The sequence below is a fragment of the Streptomyces sp. CA-146814 genome, assembly GCF_050942385.1.
Lineage (GTDB): Bacteria > Actinomycetota > Actinomycetes > Streptomycetales > Streptomycetaceae > Streptomyces.
On record NZ_CP192068.1, the window covers coordinates 7,581,401 to 7,595,543 of the forward strand.

Annotated in this window: 10 protein-coding genes and 2 pseudogenes; 6 read left to right on the forward strand and 6 right to left on the reverse strand. The window is 71.8% G+C overall.

What is annotated here, in order from left to right:
- The first annotated feature begins 360 nt into the window (after nt 1–360).
- The 3 genes and pseudogenes from tap to ACQP09_RS33545 form a co-directional block, all read left to right on the forward strand.
- A complete protein-coding gene (tap, locus tag ACQP09_RS33535) occupies nt 361–2,619 on the forward strand; it encodes a telomere-associated protein Tap (protein WP_433394877.1) in 2,259 nt (752 codons plus the stop codon).
- Between the two features lie 10 nt (nt 2,620–2,629).
- A complete protein-coding gene (tpg, locus tag ACQP09_RS33540) occupies nt 2,630–3,190 on the forward strand; it encodes a telomere-protecting terminal protein Tpg (RefSeq protein WP_433394875.1) in 561 nt (186 codons plus the stop codon).
- Nucleotides 3,191–3,405: 215 nt separating this feature from the next.
- A pseudogene (locus tag ACQP09_RS33545) lies at nt 3,406–3,505 on the forward strand (IS5/IS1182 family transposase); the annotation flags it as partial.
- A gap of 133 nt (nt 3,506–3,638) precedes the next feature.
- On the opposite strand, the gene ACQP09_RS33550 reads toward ACQP09_RS33545, so the two are convergent.
- Nucleotides 3,639–4,154, reverse strand: a complete 516-nt coding sequence (locus ACQP09_RS33550; RefSeq protein ID WP_433394873.1) for a hypothetical protein — start codon at nt 4,152–4,154, stop codon at nt 3,639–3,641.
- Nucleotides 4,155–4,448: 294 nt separating this feature from the next.
- Here ACQP09_RS33550 and mobF point away from each other — a divergent pair, with 294 nt between their 5' ends.
- Nucleotides 4,449–6,419, forward strand: coding sequence for a MobF family relaxase (mobF, locus tag ACQP09_RS33555; protein WP_433394871.1), 1,971 nt, complete (start codon nt 4,449–4,451; stop codon nt 6,417–6,419).
- 205 nt (nt 6,420–6,624) lie between these two features.
- On the opposite strand, the gene ACQP09_RS33560 is transcribed toward mobF, so the two are convergent.
- Nucleotides 6,625–6,792 carry a hypothetical protein gene (locus ACQP09_RS33560; protein WP_433394869.1) on the reverse strand — a complete coding sequence of 56 codons (168 nt, stop codon included), beginning with the start codon at nt 6,790–6,792 and terminating at the stop codon, nt 6,625–6,627.
- Nucleotides 6,793–6,885: 93 nt separating this feature from the next.
- Nucleotides 6,886–7,335 (reverse strand): hypothetical protein, encoded by a 450-nt coding sequence (locus ACQP09_RS33565; RefSeq protein ID WP_433394868.1) that lies wholly within the window; start codon nt 7,333–7,335, stop codon nt 6,886–6,888.
- Nucleotides 7,336–8,013: 678 nt separating this feature from the next.
- Here ACQP09_RS33565 and ACQP09_RS33570 point away from each other — a divergent pair.
- Complete coding sequence (locus ACQP09_RS33570; RefSeq protein ID WP_433394867.1) at nt 8,014–9,636, forward strand: replication-relaxation family protein; 1,623 nt, start codon at nt 8,014–8,016, stop codon at nt 9,634–9,636.
- Nucleotides 9,637–9,683: 47 nt separating this feature from the next.
- Nucleotides 9,684–9,906 (forward strand): annotated as a pseudogene (locus ACQP09_RS33575) (hypothetical protein).
- A 47-nt stretch (nt 9,907–9,953) separates the two neighbouring features.
- On the opposite strand, the gene ACQP09_RS33580 reads toward ACQP09_RS33575, so the two are convergent.
- The 3 genes from ACQP09_RS33580 to ACQP09_RS33590 all read right to left on the reverse strand — a co-directional run bounded on the left by ACQP09_RS33580 (nt 9,954) and on the right by ACQP09_RS33590 (nt 13,476).
- Nucleotides 9,954–10,208, reverse strand: coding sequence for a hypothetical protein (locus ACQP09_RS33580; RefSeq protein ID WP_229900745.1), 255 nt, complete (start codon nt 10,206–10,208; stop codon nt 9,954–9,956).
- A 455-nt stretch (nt 10,209–10,663) separates the two neighbouring features.
- The gene (locus ACQP09_RS33585) at nt 10,664–10,954 is read right to left on the reverse strand and encodes a hypothetical protein (protein WP_433394865.1); all 291 of its coding nucleotides are present in this window, start codon (nt 10,952–10,954) and stop codon (nt 10,664–10,666) included.
- Nucleotides 10,954–13,476, reverse strand: a complete 2,523-nt coding sequence (locus ACQP09_RS33590; RefSeq protein ID WP_433394864.1) for a Helicase associated domain protein — start codon at nt 13,474–13,476, stop codon at nt 10,954–10,956. The genes ACQP09_RS33585 and ACQP09_RS33590 overlap by 1 nt, the downstream gene beginning before the upstream one ends.
- Nucleotides 13,477–14,143 lie beyond the last annotated feature (667 nt).

A 14,143-nucleotide genomic window follows, 5' to 3' on the forward strand; every position in this document is an offset into this window, starting at 1 on the left:
CGCATCACTCGCCGTGCTGCTCGGCCTTCTTGGTGACCGGTCGGCGGACGTTTCGTGATCGCGCCCTGAAGGCGTGGGGGCGGCGTTGCGCGGGGCGGATCGGGTTCGGTCTTGTTGCTGGAGCGGTGCCCCTGAGCCTGCCGGACTCGCTGCACGGGTCACCGCCCTGGCCCCGGCTCGGCTCTTCCGCACACCTGCCGCTGCGCGACACCCCGCATACCGGCCGCCGCGGCCTCCACGCTGCTCGGCGGAGTCTCCGTACCTGCCGTCGCCGCCCAACTCCGCTCCTGGACATCCGGCAGACCGCAGGGGGTTAAAACAGGGGATAAATCTGTAGGTGGGTCTGTTAGGTTCTGAGGTATGCCGACGCAGGATGAGCTGTTCGATGCGGTGGATGCGTTGCTGGCGGGGGAGCCGGTGATGCCGTCTCCGTCGGAGCGGGCGCGGTTGCGTGAGGCGGCCGGGATCACGCAGGCGCGCCTCGCGCAGGTCTTGGAGACGAGCACGCAGACGGTGAAGAACTGGGAGGCGGGCCGTAGCGAACCGCGGCCTCCGCGCCGCGCCGCCTACCAGCGCCTGCTGGAGGGATGGGCACAGAAGTACCCAGCCCCGTCCCCGTCCCCGTCCCCAGCCCCGTCCCCAGCCCCGTCCCCGGCCCCGGACACGGCCCCGGACACTGCCCCGGCCCGTGCCTCGGACACGGCCACGCCCCCGGACACAGCCTCGGTTCCGCCTCCGGCGGCCGGCGCCGAGCCGGCCGAGAAGCCCCCGCCACGCACGTCCGTACCCGGCCCGCCGGCCACGGCTCGCCCGGCCGCCGCACCGCCGCGCCTCCACCCACACAACGCCACCCGGACGGCCCCCCCGCCCACGGCCGCCACTGACCCCCGGTTCGAGAACGGGCCGCTGGCCGTCATCGACGTCGACGACCACGGCCAGGCCCTCGCTTACGGTGTCGGCGGTCTGATCCTGGACGTGCCCGCCAGGACGCTGCCCTCACTGGTGGAATGGACACTGGCAGAGGCCAGACTCGGTGCACCACGCCTGACCGGCCCGGGCAGGGACGCCGACCCGCTGCTCGTCCTCACCCGGCCCGCGCTCGAACGCTTCGGCCTGCCCGCCGAGCTCAGTGACGAGGAACGCCTGGCCGGGCGCCTGCCGAACACCCACAAGACGATCACCCAACTGACCCGGGCCCGGTGGCAGCTCACCAGGCGCGGTCTCGGCCCCTGGGCACGGATCTACCGCCCCGCCCAGGGCGGCCGCCGCTCCTGCGTCCAACTCTGCATCCCGTCCTGGAACGCGCTCGATGCCCGCAGCTGGGGCCACGCCGCCCACCTCCCTCCCGCCGAACTCGCCACCGTCCTCGGCACGTACGCCACCCGGGTCATCACCCCACGAGGATCGACCGCGGTGACCGGCCTGGAGCTGATGACCGCCCTCCACCCGCCCACCCGCGCCTCCGCCCCGGACGGGACAGGAACACGGCACAGCGAACACAACCCCGGCTCCCTGGGCAGGGAACCGATGGACCCACCGCCGTGCGAGGCGACCGACGGCCACCCCGTCCTCGCCCACCTGCCCCGCTTCCACATCCGGACCCCGGCCGAGAAACTCTTCGAGGAGGCCTACGACTGGGCGCGCCCGCTCACCGATGACGAATGCATGCGACGCCATCTCGTCGGCATCGACGTGAACATGGCCTTCGCCGCCGCCGCCAACGGCGCGGTCGTCGGCCTCGCCACCCCGCCCGTCCACGTCACCCACCCCACCTTCGACGCGAAGACGCCGGGCTCCTGGCTGGTCGACCTCTCCCACGTCGACCTGTCCCGTGTGAAGGTCGGCAAGCAGTGGCACACTCTCGACGGCGACCTGCTGCCCAGCCCCTTCACCCCGACCGGACAGCGCCCCGAGGGACCCGCCTGGTACGCGACCCCGACCCTCGCCTACGCCACCGAAATCGGCTACGACGTCGCCCCCACCGAAGCCTTCATCCGCACCGAACCGGGCCGCTACCTCGACAGCTGGTACAAACGACTGCGCGACGCCTACGTGTCGACGATGGCCGACCTCGGCGTCACCGACAACCTGACACCACAACAACTGCCCACCGCGATGCACGGCTACAAGCAGCGCGACCCGCAGGCGGCGATCGTCCTGGACGCGATCAAGTCCACGGTGAAGAACGGCATCGGGAAGTTCCAGGAAAAGGCACGCGGCCAGGGCTGGCGGCCCGGGCAGCCCTGGCCGGCCCTCACCCGCCCGACCTGGCGCCCGGACATCCGCGCCACCGTGATCTCCCGCGCCCGGGTAGGCATGCACCGCAAGATGGTGGCACTGGCCGCCGCCACCGGCCGCTACCCGGTCGCCGTCCTCTCCGACTGCGCCGTCTACGCCGCCGACGGACCCTCACCCCTGGACGTCCTGCCCTACGACGACGCAGGAAAGACGGTCCCCGGCTCGTTCCGGCTCGGACTGTCTCCCGGCATGGTCAAACACGAAGGCACCCAGACCACCCTGTGGGCCGAAGAGCTCCGCGAACGAACCCACACCCCGGAACTCAACCTGGCCCGCTACATCAAGACCGGCGACCTCACCACCGCCGACACCAGGGAATAGGGCACCGAAGATGACCAACTCGGTCGGCGAGGGACTCGACAACGCACTGGAACAGGCCATCACACGCCCAGCACCCAAAAGCGCCGGCGCACAGATGCGCTACCTGGTCAAACAGCTCAAAGGAACCAAGGCCACCGCCCAGGCCCTCGGCATCTCCCAGCGCACCGTCGAGCGGTACGTCAGGAACCAGCTCAAAAAACCGCGCCCCCACCTCGCCGCCCGGCTGACCGGCGAAGTGAAAAAACGATGGCAACCCCGAGTAAAAGCGCAGGCGAAAAAAACCGCCGGCACCAGCACCGGCCTTGTCATCGACATCCAAGGCCGCCTCGGCTACAGCGCACCCATCGGCACCACGGACGAAGCCCGCGAACGCCACCTCACCGTGGCACTGCCACCGCCCTACGCCCACCGCCTGTTCACCGCACAGGACCAGGGCGCCACCGAGTGCCAACTCCAGCAGATCGCCGCCGAAGGACTCAAGGAAACCTACTTCCAAAACCACGGCGCCCGAGCCGGAACCCTGGAGGAAGTACGCCTCTTCGACCTCCAGCACATCGAGTTCGGCCTCTGACCGCCACACAACCAGAGCACGCAGGCGGCCCGGCCGCACCGCCGAGCACCGACACCACGCCACACACCGCGTCCCGTCGGCGCACGCCGCGCCGGCCCCGTACGCGGACAACGCCACCGCCCTCATGGCACGCGTCGCCCGAAGAACTCGGCCCGACCCGCTTCCCGGGCGGGAGCCGGACCACGCGGGAAGGCGTGCCCAGCGCGCCGACCGTCCGCCTGAAGTCCCGACGGATCTTCCGCAGATCCCGGTGCAGTCCCAACCGCATGACGTCACTCGCCAAGGGCCGTCCTCACACCGGAGCTGCAACGCTGAAGAACCTCAGTGACGAAGTTCGCAGACCGGTCGCAGGCAGCGGACAGGCCGCCGGCCGCCGGAAAGACCTTCCGGCGGCCGACGGCCCGTCGAAGGGCTGGACAACGGCGGCACCCTTCCCTGCAGGTCCCTGTCAGGACTCGCAGGGAAGACCGCCGATACGGGCGGTGTACGCCGCGGAGACCCAGCGGTTGGTGCCCACCTTGCGGAAGCCGTTGGTGGTGGACACCTCCGCGAGGATCGTGGCGCCGTTGGCGTAGGACCAGACGACCGAGTAACCGGTGCCGGGACCGCTGCGGATCTGCAGACCGCCGTTGGCGTTGACCTTGTAGTAGCACCGGGTGGCGAGCGCACCGGCCGGCGCGAGCTCCACGACCGCGCCCGTCGCGCGGGCGGGCGCGGCGGCCTGGGCCGTGAGACCGCCGCCGAGGAGCGCGGCGGCGGACAGGGCCGCCACGGCCGCCGTGCGGACGGCGGAGCGACGCGGTGACATGGTGCGGCGTGCTGGTAAGCCGGGGCGGAACTGGCGGCCGGTGCGCAGGTCGGGCACGAAGGCGTCCAGGACGACGCGGCGGAAGCGCCGGCGCTGGGCGGGGGTGAGGTGCTGGAGGTCGGCGGTGAAGCGGGGGAGGGTCTCGAAGGTGGGCACGGTGGTCTCCTCCGGGCAGCACGACGAAGCCCCCGTCGGTTGCCGGGGGCTGGGTAGGCGGTGCTTCCTTGGCGGTGCTCGTCCTTGGCGCATGGTGATGCTCAGCGGTGCTTGCTGGTGTCGTTCGGGTCGTTCTGTGCGTGCTGCCGGAGAGCGATGACATTCACGTCCGGCCCGGAGCCGCTTCCCGTCCGGCGGGCACCTGAGAAGAAAGTCAGGCCGCTGCTCCCGCCTGGCGGGAAGCCGGGCTGATCGGCCTTTTCTTGCAGGTCAGTGCCGTGTGGCGTGGTCTGCATGACAGTCGATATCAGGATCGTCCGGGCCGGTCAGATGTACCGCTACTACCTGCGCGAGACCGTCGTCGGCGACGGCCGCCGCCCGGCCCGCACGCCGCTGCGCGCCGCCCAGGAGCAAGCCGGGGTCCCGGTCGGGCGCTGGACGGGCCGGGGACTTGCCGCCCTCGGACTTGCGCCGGGTGAGGAGGTCACCGAGGCGCAGCTGCGGAACCTGTTCGGCGAGCGCGGCCGCCACCCGGACGCGGACCGGATCGAGGCCGACCGGCTCGCCGCGGGTGACTCGGAGAAGCAGGCGTTCAAGGCCGGCGCCCTCGGACGCCGGGTGACGGTCACGGGCGTGGACTTCGTGTTCCGGCCGCAGCCGACGATCTACCTCCTGTGGGCCTTCGGGGACGAGGAGACGCGGCGGGTGATCGAGGCCGCGCACGAGTACGCGATCGAGCGGGTGCTGGAGTGGATCGAGGACGAGGTCGCGGTGATCCGGTACGGCAAGGACGGCATCTACCGGGTCCGGCCGCCCGGCGGTCTGGTCGCCGCGCGCTTCCGCCACTACGAGGCGCGCTCCGGACGGCCGCTGCTCCATGACCATCTGCTGCTGTCGGTGAAGGGGCAGCGTCTGGACGGGAAGTGGGGCTCGATCCACACCACGGCCCTGCACGAGAACACCGTGGCCGCCTCCGCGCTCTACAACGAGCTGGTGGCCGCGGAGGTCTGCGAGGCGTTGGGGCTGGCGACCGAGCCGCGCATCGTCACCCCGGGGCGTCGGCCGGTGATGGAGATCGCCGGGGTGCCGCACGAACTGATCCGCTGGACCTCCCGGCGTAGCGACCAGATCGCCGCCTGCCTGACCGAGCTGGAGCACGAGTACGTCACCGCCGTCGACGACGACGGCGAGCCGCGGTTCCTGCCCGTGGTCTCCGAACGCGCCCGCGCCAAGCTGAACACCATCGCCGCCCGCAAGACCCGCCCGCCCAAGCAGTCGGCCCGGCCGCTCGCGCAACTGCGCGCGTGGTGGAAGGCGAGCGCGATCCTCACCTCGGGTGTCGCTGCCGACGTCATCACCTCCCTCCTCGAGTACGCCCGTGCCGGGGCTGCGGCGATTCGGGCCCGGGTCGCCGCTGTGGTCGACGTCGCCCTGGCGGCCGTCGACGTCGCCGCGACGGTGTTCGTGATGAACGAGGGCGGGCGCTTCCACCGTCGGCACCTGCTCGCCGAAGCCCGCCGCCACCTCGCCCTTGTCCTGCGCGGCCGCCGCCGCGACCCCGGCCTGGACGACCAGGTGGTGGCCGCCGCCATCTCCACCCACTGCCTGGACATCAGCGAGCCGAAGACGATCCGCGGCCTGGAGGCCGGCTACCGCCTCTACACCGCCCGGTGGGCCCTGTCCGACCTCCCCGCCCGCCGCCACCCACCCGGCCCCGCGCCCCACCCGGACCGGCAACCCCCGGCCGATCCCGGTGAGCCGGCTGCACCCCGGCCTAGGGGGCAGGACGCGGGGGAGTGGGAGATCCCCCGCGTCCCGCTTCAGTACGAGCGCGCCGTCCTCGCTGGCGCGGTGCTCCGCGAGCAGATGCGCGCCACCACCGCCACTGCCGTGCGGGGCCGGGCGTACGACGTCGTCGCCCACCAGCAGGCGGCGATGCCCGAGCAGCTGCTCGCACCCGAGCCGGCCGACCCCGAGCACGACGACCAGGAGCCGAAGGCCGGTCGCGAGGAAGCGATCGACCTGACGGCGCTGCGGGCCCTGCGAGACTCCCGCACGGACGTGGAAGCCCTCGATCTCACCGCCGACCGACTGCGCCGCCTCCAGGAGGTGGCCACCACGATGGCCGACGACGCCCGCGCCGACCGCGTCCTCGCGGACCGCACCGCCGCACAGGCCGACGCCGACGCGGTGCGCCCGCACGACCAGCAGGCGCACCGCCCACAACAACCCGGACCGCACCGCGGCCGGGAGGCCGGCCACTGAGTGGACCCGATGGCGCGCACCCGGTGCGGTGGTGCGCACCGACGACGCCCCGCCCCCACTCCACCGAGTGGAGTCCACCGTCCGGGAGTGGACGCCACCGTGCTCGGCAGCCACCTCACCGAGTGGAGCCCACCGGGTGGAAGTGGACGCCATCGACGGGAGCAGGGCCGCGCCTCCACCCGGTGCGTTTCTCCTTGACCTCGGCTCAGGTCAAGGAGAAACGCACCGCCTCCACCGTCTCCACCCGGGCCCACTCCACCGCACCACCGTCCACTCGGTACGCACCACTCCCGCGCGCCGGCCGCACCGGTGCGCGCACCGCCCACAGAGTGGAGCGCACCGGATGGACGGTGGTGCGCATCGTGGTGCGCACCGGATGGGCGTACCACCGCACCAGTGCGCACCGGGTGGGTGCGCTCCACCACACCGGTGCGCTCCCACCCGGTGCTGAGGTGCGGAGGTGCGGTTAGAGGTGCGCACCCGGTGCGGAGTGCACCGCGTGCGCCAGCGTCAGGTGCTCGTCGCGCATCGCCTCCAGGGTGGCGCAGGTGTCTCCGTGGTCGTCGGGGTCGGGGATCACGTTCTGGACGAAGCGGATGATGCTGCGGGCGATGCCGAGCACCGCCGTGGTGGGGGAGTCCCGCGCCCAGTCCCGCAGCGCGGACAGCAGGACGCACCCGACCTCGTCCAGCACGAAGGAGTCCGCGCACAGGTCGACGGCCTCCCCGTCCACGGCCGTGACGGGCCAGATGATGTCCTCGGCGAGCCGCAGCAGGATGAACGCCAGCTCCGGGGTCGCCTCCACCCGACCAGCGGCGTAGGTACCGCCGCCCGTCTGCAGCGCCAGGAGGTAGTCGAAGCCCTGCTCCACCTGCTCGGGCGTCAGCGGCGTACGGGTCGGGATCAGGTACGGCATGAACCTCTCCTCACGATGACCGCCGTGCGACTCACGGCGTCGTCCCAGCAGGGTCGGCCCGCCAGCCTGTGGACAGAGACCAGAGATTTCTCCCCCCGAGCCGAACCCGGCGAATCGGGTCTGCAAGGGCCAAACCGGGCTCCCTTGTCCAGAGTGGTCGGGCCGACCACGAACCCGACCGCACCCCCTTGTCCACCTCTGCTACCGCCCCGCCCACCGTCGTGTTTCTCCTTGACCTGGCCACGGTTAGACCGCGGACAAGGGGGTCCCCTGCACGCTGCTCCCTCGATCCCCGCCCACCAGGGCGGCCCGAAGCGAAGGAGCCACTGCGATGACCACGCACCGACCCCCGGCAGGCGCCCGGCGCGCCCGCCCCGACCACGGGCCCGACCAGCAGCGGGCAAGCCGTCCCGGCCTCCTACGGTGCGCACTTGGGAGGCCACTGTGGAACCCACTTTGGTGCCCGGCACCGAGCTGGACGGAGAAAGCCCAGGTCAGCGCGCAAATTCGGCCGCGCGCCGCGTTGTCACAACCCTCTTATCTACTCCTGAACTCTGAAGTGATGTCCGTAGAGGAGGAGATCATCGGGTTCCGGGGCCGGGGGCCCTTGGCGGCCGGGCGCGGCCGACGCTCGGCAAGTGGCCGCGCGTGCCAGACGACGGGGAAGGAGCGCAGCTGATGGCGGTCAAGCGTGAGGAGAACCCGGCGGGGTCATCGAACAACCTGCGCGGCGACGCGCTGCGCGTGCTCGGAGTGCTGAAGGTCGCCACGGTCGAACAGATCCAGCAGATCTCAGCCCCGCACCTGAGCTACCGTCACACCGACAAGCCGACCCCGTCGAAGCGGAAGCAGGCCCGCACCGCCTCCCACACGGGCGCGCTGTCCGATCTGCGCAAGCACGGCCTGGCGGAGAACGGCGGGCAGCTCCCGGGCGGGGACAGGCTGCGCAACCTCACCCCGATGGGATTGAAGGCCGCCGCGCGCGAGCTGGGGCGGCCGGTGGGGGAGATGGGCGACCCGGCCCGGGGCGCCGGGCGCACGGGCGCCTCCCACCCGATGGCGGTCAACGAAGCTGTGCTCGCTCTGCTGCGCCCGAAGCCGGACCTGTCCGAGCTCGCCAGCGAGCCGGCCGACGTCTTCGCCGCCGCGCAGGCCGCCTTCGACGCGCCCGCCGGGTTGGGCACCATCGCCTCGTACGCGACCGAGGTGGCGCTGCCCGCGACGGGCACATGGGCCAACCCGGGCAAGGGCGGCGCCCAGGCGGACATCGTCATCACCGCGCCCGAGGACGGGGTGCCGCTGCTGTTCGTGGAGATCGACAACTGCTTCGAGTCCGCGCAGGTCCTCGCCGCGAAGATCGACAAGTACATGCGGTTCTGCCAGCGGAAGGTGAAGGACACCGGCGGCAAGGAGCGGCCGATGTGGCGCACCCGCTGGTGGGTACCCGACGGCCGCCACAGCGACCAGCCGCACCCGCCGCTGCTGCTCGTCTTCAACCGGATCGGCCCGCGCAACCCCAACACCGTCATCGCGCAGTTGGCCGAGCTGACCGAGCGGCACTGGAAGGGCACCTGGTACGACGCCGGCTTCCACATGTACGACGGCAAGCTGCCCATCGTGGTCACCGGCATGAAGCAGCTCCAGGAGCACGGCCCGGCCGGGGCGGTCTTCCGGCGCTTCGGCCGACGGCAGAACCAGACCCTCCTGGAGGCGATCGGCAATCCGCGCCGTGAAGCCCATGACGCCCGCAAGCAGGCCGAGTACGCAGCTCGCCAGCGGGAGCACAAGGAGGAGCTGCGCCGCATCGCCGCACAGCACAGGGCGGAGAAAGAGGCCCGTCGTCCCGTGTGCGCCGACTGCGGTACCCGGTTCACCGACGAACGGTGGAAAGCCGTCGAGCCCTCCGGATGGGGCGCCCCGCGCGAGACCCACCCGAACCTGTGCGACGACTGCAAGCAGAAGACCGCCGCCGTCAGCCCAGCGGCTGGCACGCAGGAGCGCCAGGAGCCGGCACGCGGCGAGGCCGGGTCGGGCGACTTCTGGCCCGCCCCCGAGCGCCCCGTCTGCACCGAGTGCGGTGCCGCGTTCACCGACGAACGATGGAAGGCGACCAAGCCCGTCGGCTGGACTGCTTCCCCAGCGAAGCACCCGTCGCTGTGCGGGGACTGCGACCAGCAGTACGAGGCCGACTTGGACCGGACCTGGGGCGTGAGCCCCCGGCAGGAGGAGCACGACCAGGAGCAGGAGCCGGCCGTGCCCGAGCAGAAGGCAAGCGGCTGGCTGTCGCGCCTGCGCCGCTGAGCCGGGCCGACTCGCCCAGCCGATCGGCCCGGGGCACGCTGGGAGGCGTGAGCAGCGCACCGATCGTCGTGCACCGGCCCTCCAGCTCGGGCGGCCGGAGGGTCACCGTGCACAGCGGCGGCCAGGACGAGATCCTCGGTACCGCCTACAGCGACCACGACCTGGTCGTGTTCCTCGAGGGCGTCGGCGTCACCGACCGAGGCCATCTGGGACGACCCGCAGTGGGTGGAGTGGCGCGGCGGCCAGGCCCACGAGTTCCACGCTGCTTGACGGAGGCGGCGGGCCGGGCGCACATGCTGCGCCCGGCCCGCCGCCGGTCAGCCGATCAGCTTGTGCAGCACGGGGACGCTGAGCCCGAAGGAACCCAAGCCCGCGGCGACGGCTGTGGGCACGGACTTGTCGTGGAGGAACATGAGGCCGCCCATGACGAGGCCGATGATGACGGCCGCCAGGAACACCACGGCGGCGTGCACCGACAGCAGCGGTGTCTCCGACGGCGTCCCTGCGCCGGCCGGGGCGGGCGGTTCGGGGCGGGCGGGTATGGGGGAGCGCGGGTGCGGGTCCCGAGGCATCGGGAGTCTCCTACGAGGCGGAGGAACAGAGACGGCGGACACCTGTGGTGGTGTCGTCCGCGTGGGGGTGACGCGCGCCTCGCGGTCGGCGGTCCTGCTGCGGCTCTCAGGAGAGCGTCCCTGTGGGGCTTCGGCCCGGCCCAGGGTGGGCGTGTTCAGCGTAGCGGCGATCGGCGCGGGTGTTGCCCCGGGTGTCTGGCGGGTGGTCATCGGTACTGCCTCCGGCGTGAGTTCGACATGGCGGGCGGGACAGTGGCAGGGCGCAGGTGCTTGCGTCTCGTCCTGGCGGGCACGGCTCTTTCACCCCGTAGGGCCGGAAGCCGGGGCCCGGACAGCAGTGACCGGGAGAAGAGATCCCAGGGCATGACGAAGGCCCGGACACCTGGTCCGGGCCTTGCGCTGTCGATGGGGGTCTAGGGGGTCGACTGCCCATAAGGCAGTCAGTGACCTTGCGTCTACTCGTGCTCTCCTTGGCGGCGGTTGGCGACCCAGTCCGGATCGCGTACGGGCGTCGGCGCTCGGGTCTCGGTGGTTGGGGCGCGCATGATGCGCCAGCTGGTGCGCGGTGCGGTGACGGCGTGGGTCAGAACGACGACGGCCTGGCGGGCAGCGCCGCCCCGGACCCACGTTCCGGTGAAGCGGACCTGATCGGCCGCCCAGTCGCCCAGCCGCTGCCACGGGCGCAGCCGCCCGAGCAGGTAGCCGGCCGTGAGCGTGGCGGCCGCGGTGACGACGATGCCCACCATCAGGACCACCGCATCCCGATCGCGGACAGCAGCTCCATCCGCTCCGGCGTCAGCGTCGCCGCCCGGGAGCGCTGGTTCCCGATCCAGGCACCCAGCTTGTGCTCCCGCTCCTCCTGGTCCTCGCCGACGATCCGCTCGACCCACTTCCTGGGGACCTGGAGGTGCCCCTCGCGCTCGTAGAACTGCTTGGCGGCCGCGTAGTTCATCGCCCACTTGTCGGCCTGCGTACGGCGCGGCGGCGGCTTCTCGTCCTCGGTCGCGGGTTCGATGCCGAGGACCTGCTCGCACATCCACTGCTGCACGGTGGTGAGCTGGTCCCAGCCGAGCCGGACCGACTGCACCCACCGCCCGAGATCCTCGCCCTGGCGCACAACGTCGCCCGCCTCGGTGGGCAGCGCCTCACCGGCGTCCAGGTGCATCCGCACCAGGTGAAAGCACCGCTGCCACGTCACCGGCCACGACGGACACCAGGACGCGTCGATCTCCTCCAGCTGCTCGCGCCGCTCGTCCGACAGCGCACCGGCCGACGACTCCACGGGCAGCCCCTCGGCACGCCGCAGCTCGTTCTCCTGCGCCTTGCGGGCGGCGGCCCGCGCGTTCTTCAGAAAGGTGCCCACCCGGTACCCCTGGTAGGTGGCGTCGAGCGGGGCCAGGAGGTGGCCGTGTTCGGCTGCCCACCCGCGCGCAGCGGACAGGCCCTCCTCCCACGCGACGTCGTAGTGGCTCCAGATCATGCCGAGCTTCTCCAGCTGCGTGACGCGGTCCTCGTCCATGTCGTCGCGGGCGTAGAACCGGCGCGTGTCGGCGGTCCACTGCCCCAGCGGGAACCCGGCGAGCGAGGCCGGCCACCCCTCGCCTTCCGCCTCCTGGTGGTCGACGGCGGGCACGCGGAATGTGAACGGCACCTTCAAGTCGCCGTGCTCGCGGACGTAGATGACGGCGGCCTCAACGCCACGCCGCCAGTGCTCGTGTTCGGGGTTGAGGACGCGCAGGTTGATGAACGCGGCGAGGGCGGCCGGGTCGCGGGGCGTAGAGAACTTCAGCAGGGCCTTGGCGGGGGCGCTGACGCCTCCGGAGCCCTCGCCGCTCCCGCCCGTGCTCTTCCCGCTGTCGTCCTTGCTGACGGGCTTGTAGCGGCTCGGGGCCTGCTGCTCCGCGAGGGTCTCCACGATCCGCGCGTCGTGCGCCCGCAGCGCCTCCAGCAGCTTGGCCAGCCCGCCGAACGCCCGGCTCGTCAGCATGTTGTCCGCCGTCTCGCCCGGCCCGAGCAGCACCGGCACCACGAGCGAGGCCACCTTGCCTTCGCCCGGCTGCATCCGCAGCGCCCGGCCGACGGCCTGGACCAGGTCCGGCATCGAGCCGCGTACGTCGGCCCAGTAGACGGAGTCGCAGTGCTTGGTGTCGACGCCCTCGCCCAGGACCTTCACCGAGCAGAGGAAGCACTTCTCCACCACGGTGCCGTCCGTGGCGATCCCGGCCGCGAACTCCCCGAGGAGCCGACGGCGGTGGAGCGGCTTGTGGTCGCCGCACAGCCAGTCCGCCCAGATCGTCTTCGGATACAGCTCCGGGTCGCTGGCGTGCAGCTGCGCGGCGACGTCGGGGAGGCCGGCCGCGAACGCTTCGGCCTCGCGGACCTGGTGGTGGAACACGAGCGTGCGGCGGAAGCCCTCCTCGGCCGAAGCCTTCACCAGGGCGGTCTGCAGGGCGGCGAGTCGGGCCCCGCGGACCTCTGCCGAGCGGCCTTCGGCGCCCAGGAGCTGCGCGGCCTGAAGGGCGGTGTCGGTGACGTCCACGCATACGACCTGGTAGGGGGCACAGATTCCCCGGTCGATCGCCTCCGAGAGGGTCAGGGTGAAGCAGCGGCTGCCAAAGGGGCCCTCGGGGTCGTCTTCCATGCTCGCCACCAGCTCGCCCGGGGCGCCGGCCTCGTCCTCGTCCCCGAGCTGCCACAGCCGGGGCGTGGCCGTCATGTACAGGCGGCGCAGGGACGGGATCTTCTGGTTGTCGTGGACGACCGCCCACGGCTTCCCGATCCGGCCCGAAACGCGGTGGGCCTCGTCCACCACGATCAGGTCCCAGGCCGCGAGGCCCCCGGCGTGCGCCCGCTCCAGCGTGCCCAGACCGAGGCTGGCGTACGTGGCGTACACGGTCACCTTCTCCAGGCCCCGCGCCCACTCCACCAGCTCGTCCACGTCCGTGGTGTTAGGGAAGGACACCTCCTCACCCCGAAGCGAGGACACACCGATCATCGGGCCCCGGCGGCCCCCCTCGCGCCACGCGGCCTCGGTCTGGGCGAGCAGATCCAGCGAGGGCACGAGCACCAGCACACGGCCCGCGTGGAGCTCCTCCGCGCTGCGGACCGCCACCCGGGTCTTCCCGGACCCGGTCGCCATGATCACCTGCGTTCGAAGCCCCCGTTCGGGCACAAGTGATCTTGCAGGCAATTCGAGGGCGCGCACGACCGCGTCAATGGCTTCTCGCTGGGCTGCCTCGCGCTGATCAGCGCGGTCTGTGCTCGACATATCGCCTGCCTTCTCCTGGGGTGCCGTCCGGTCGATGCGAGCGGCGGGAAACGGGAAACCTGCACGTAGAGGAGCCACAAGGGCTACGGTTGGACTGACGCGATCGGCTGGTTGATCCGCCCCACCGGAACACCGGTAAGGCGGCCGGGTGGATCTCGATAACCCTCCGGAGCGGTCCGGTGTGGTGTGCTCTGAGTCCAGAGTCTATCTCGCTTGCAGAAATGAAGCACAAAGAATGCCGAGATTCCTCCGAACGTGGCTGAAAGCTGTTAGCCTTGCCTTATCGCCAGCCAATCCGGGACCTTGACGCCCCCTCAGCCTCACCCCTTTTCGCGGGTGGCCGGCCCCCGAACCTCCGTCACTCGCCCGACTACCTGTCACCCCTCCCTCCTCTTGCTGCCGCTCGGGCCGTAAGGCCCGTGGGTGGGCCGCGCGGAGCTTGGCACGCCTGGCTGGTAGGGGAGCGGGACCCGCGCCCCGAGTGGCTGGAGCGCAGCGGAGGCCACGGGTCGGCCGGAGGCCGGCCCCGGCCCGCAACGCGGGCCGGATGCCCTGCGGTTGGGTGGCGGGCGCGGAGCGCGTGCCGCCCGGCGGTGAGCGGAGCGAGCCGCATCCGCTCACGCGGAGCGTGAGCGGCCGAGGAGCGCAGCGACCCGGCTCGCTGTGA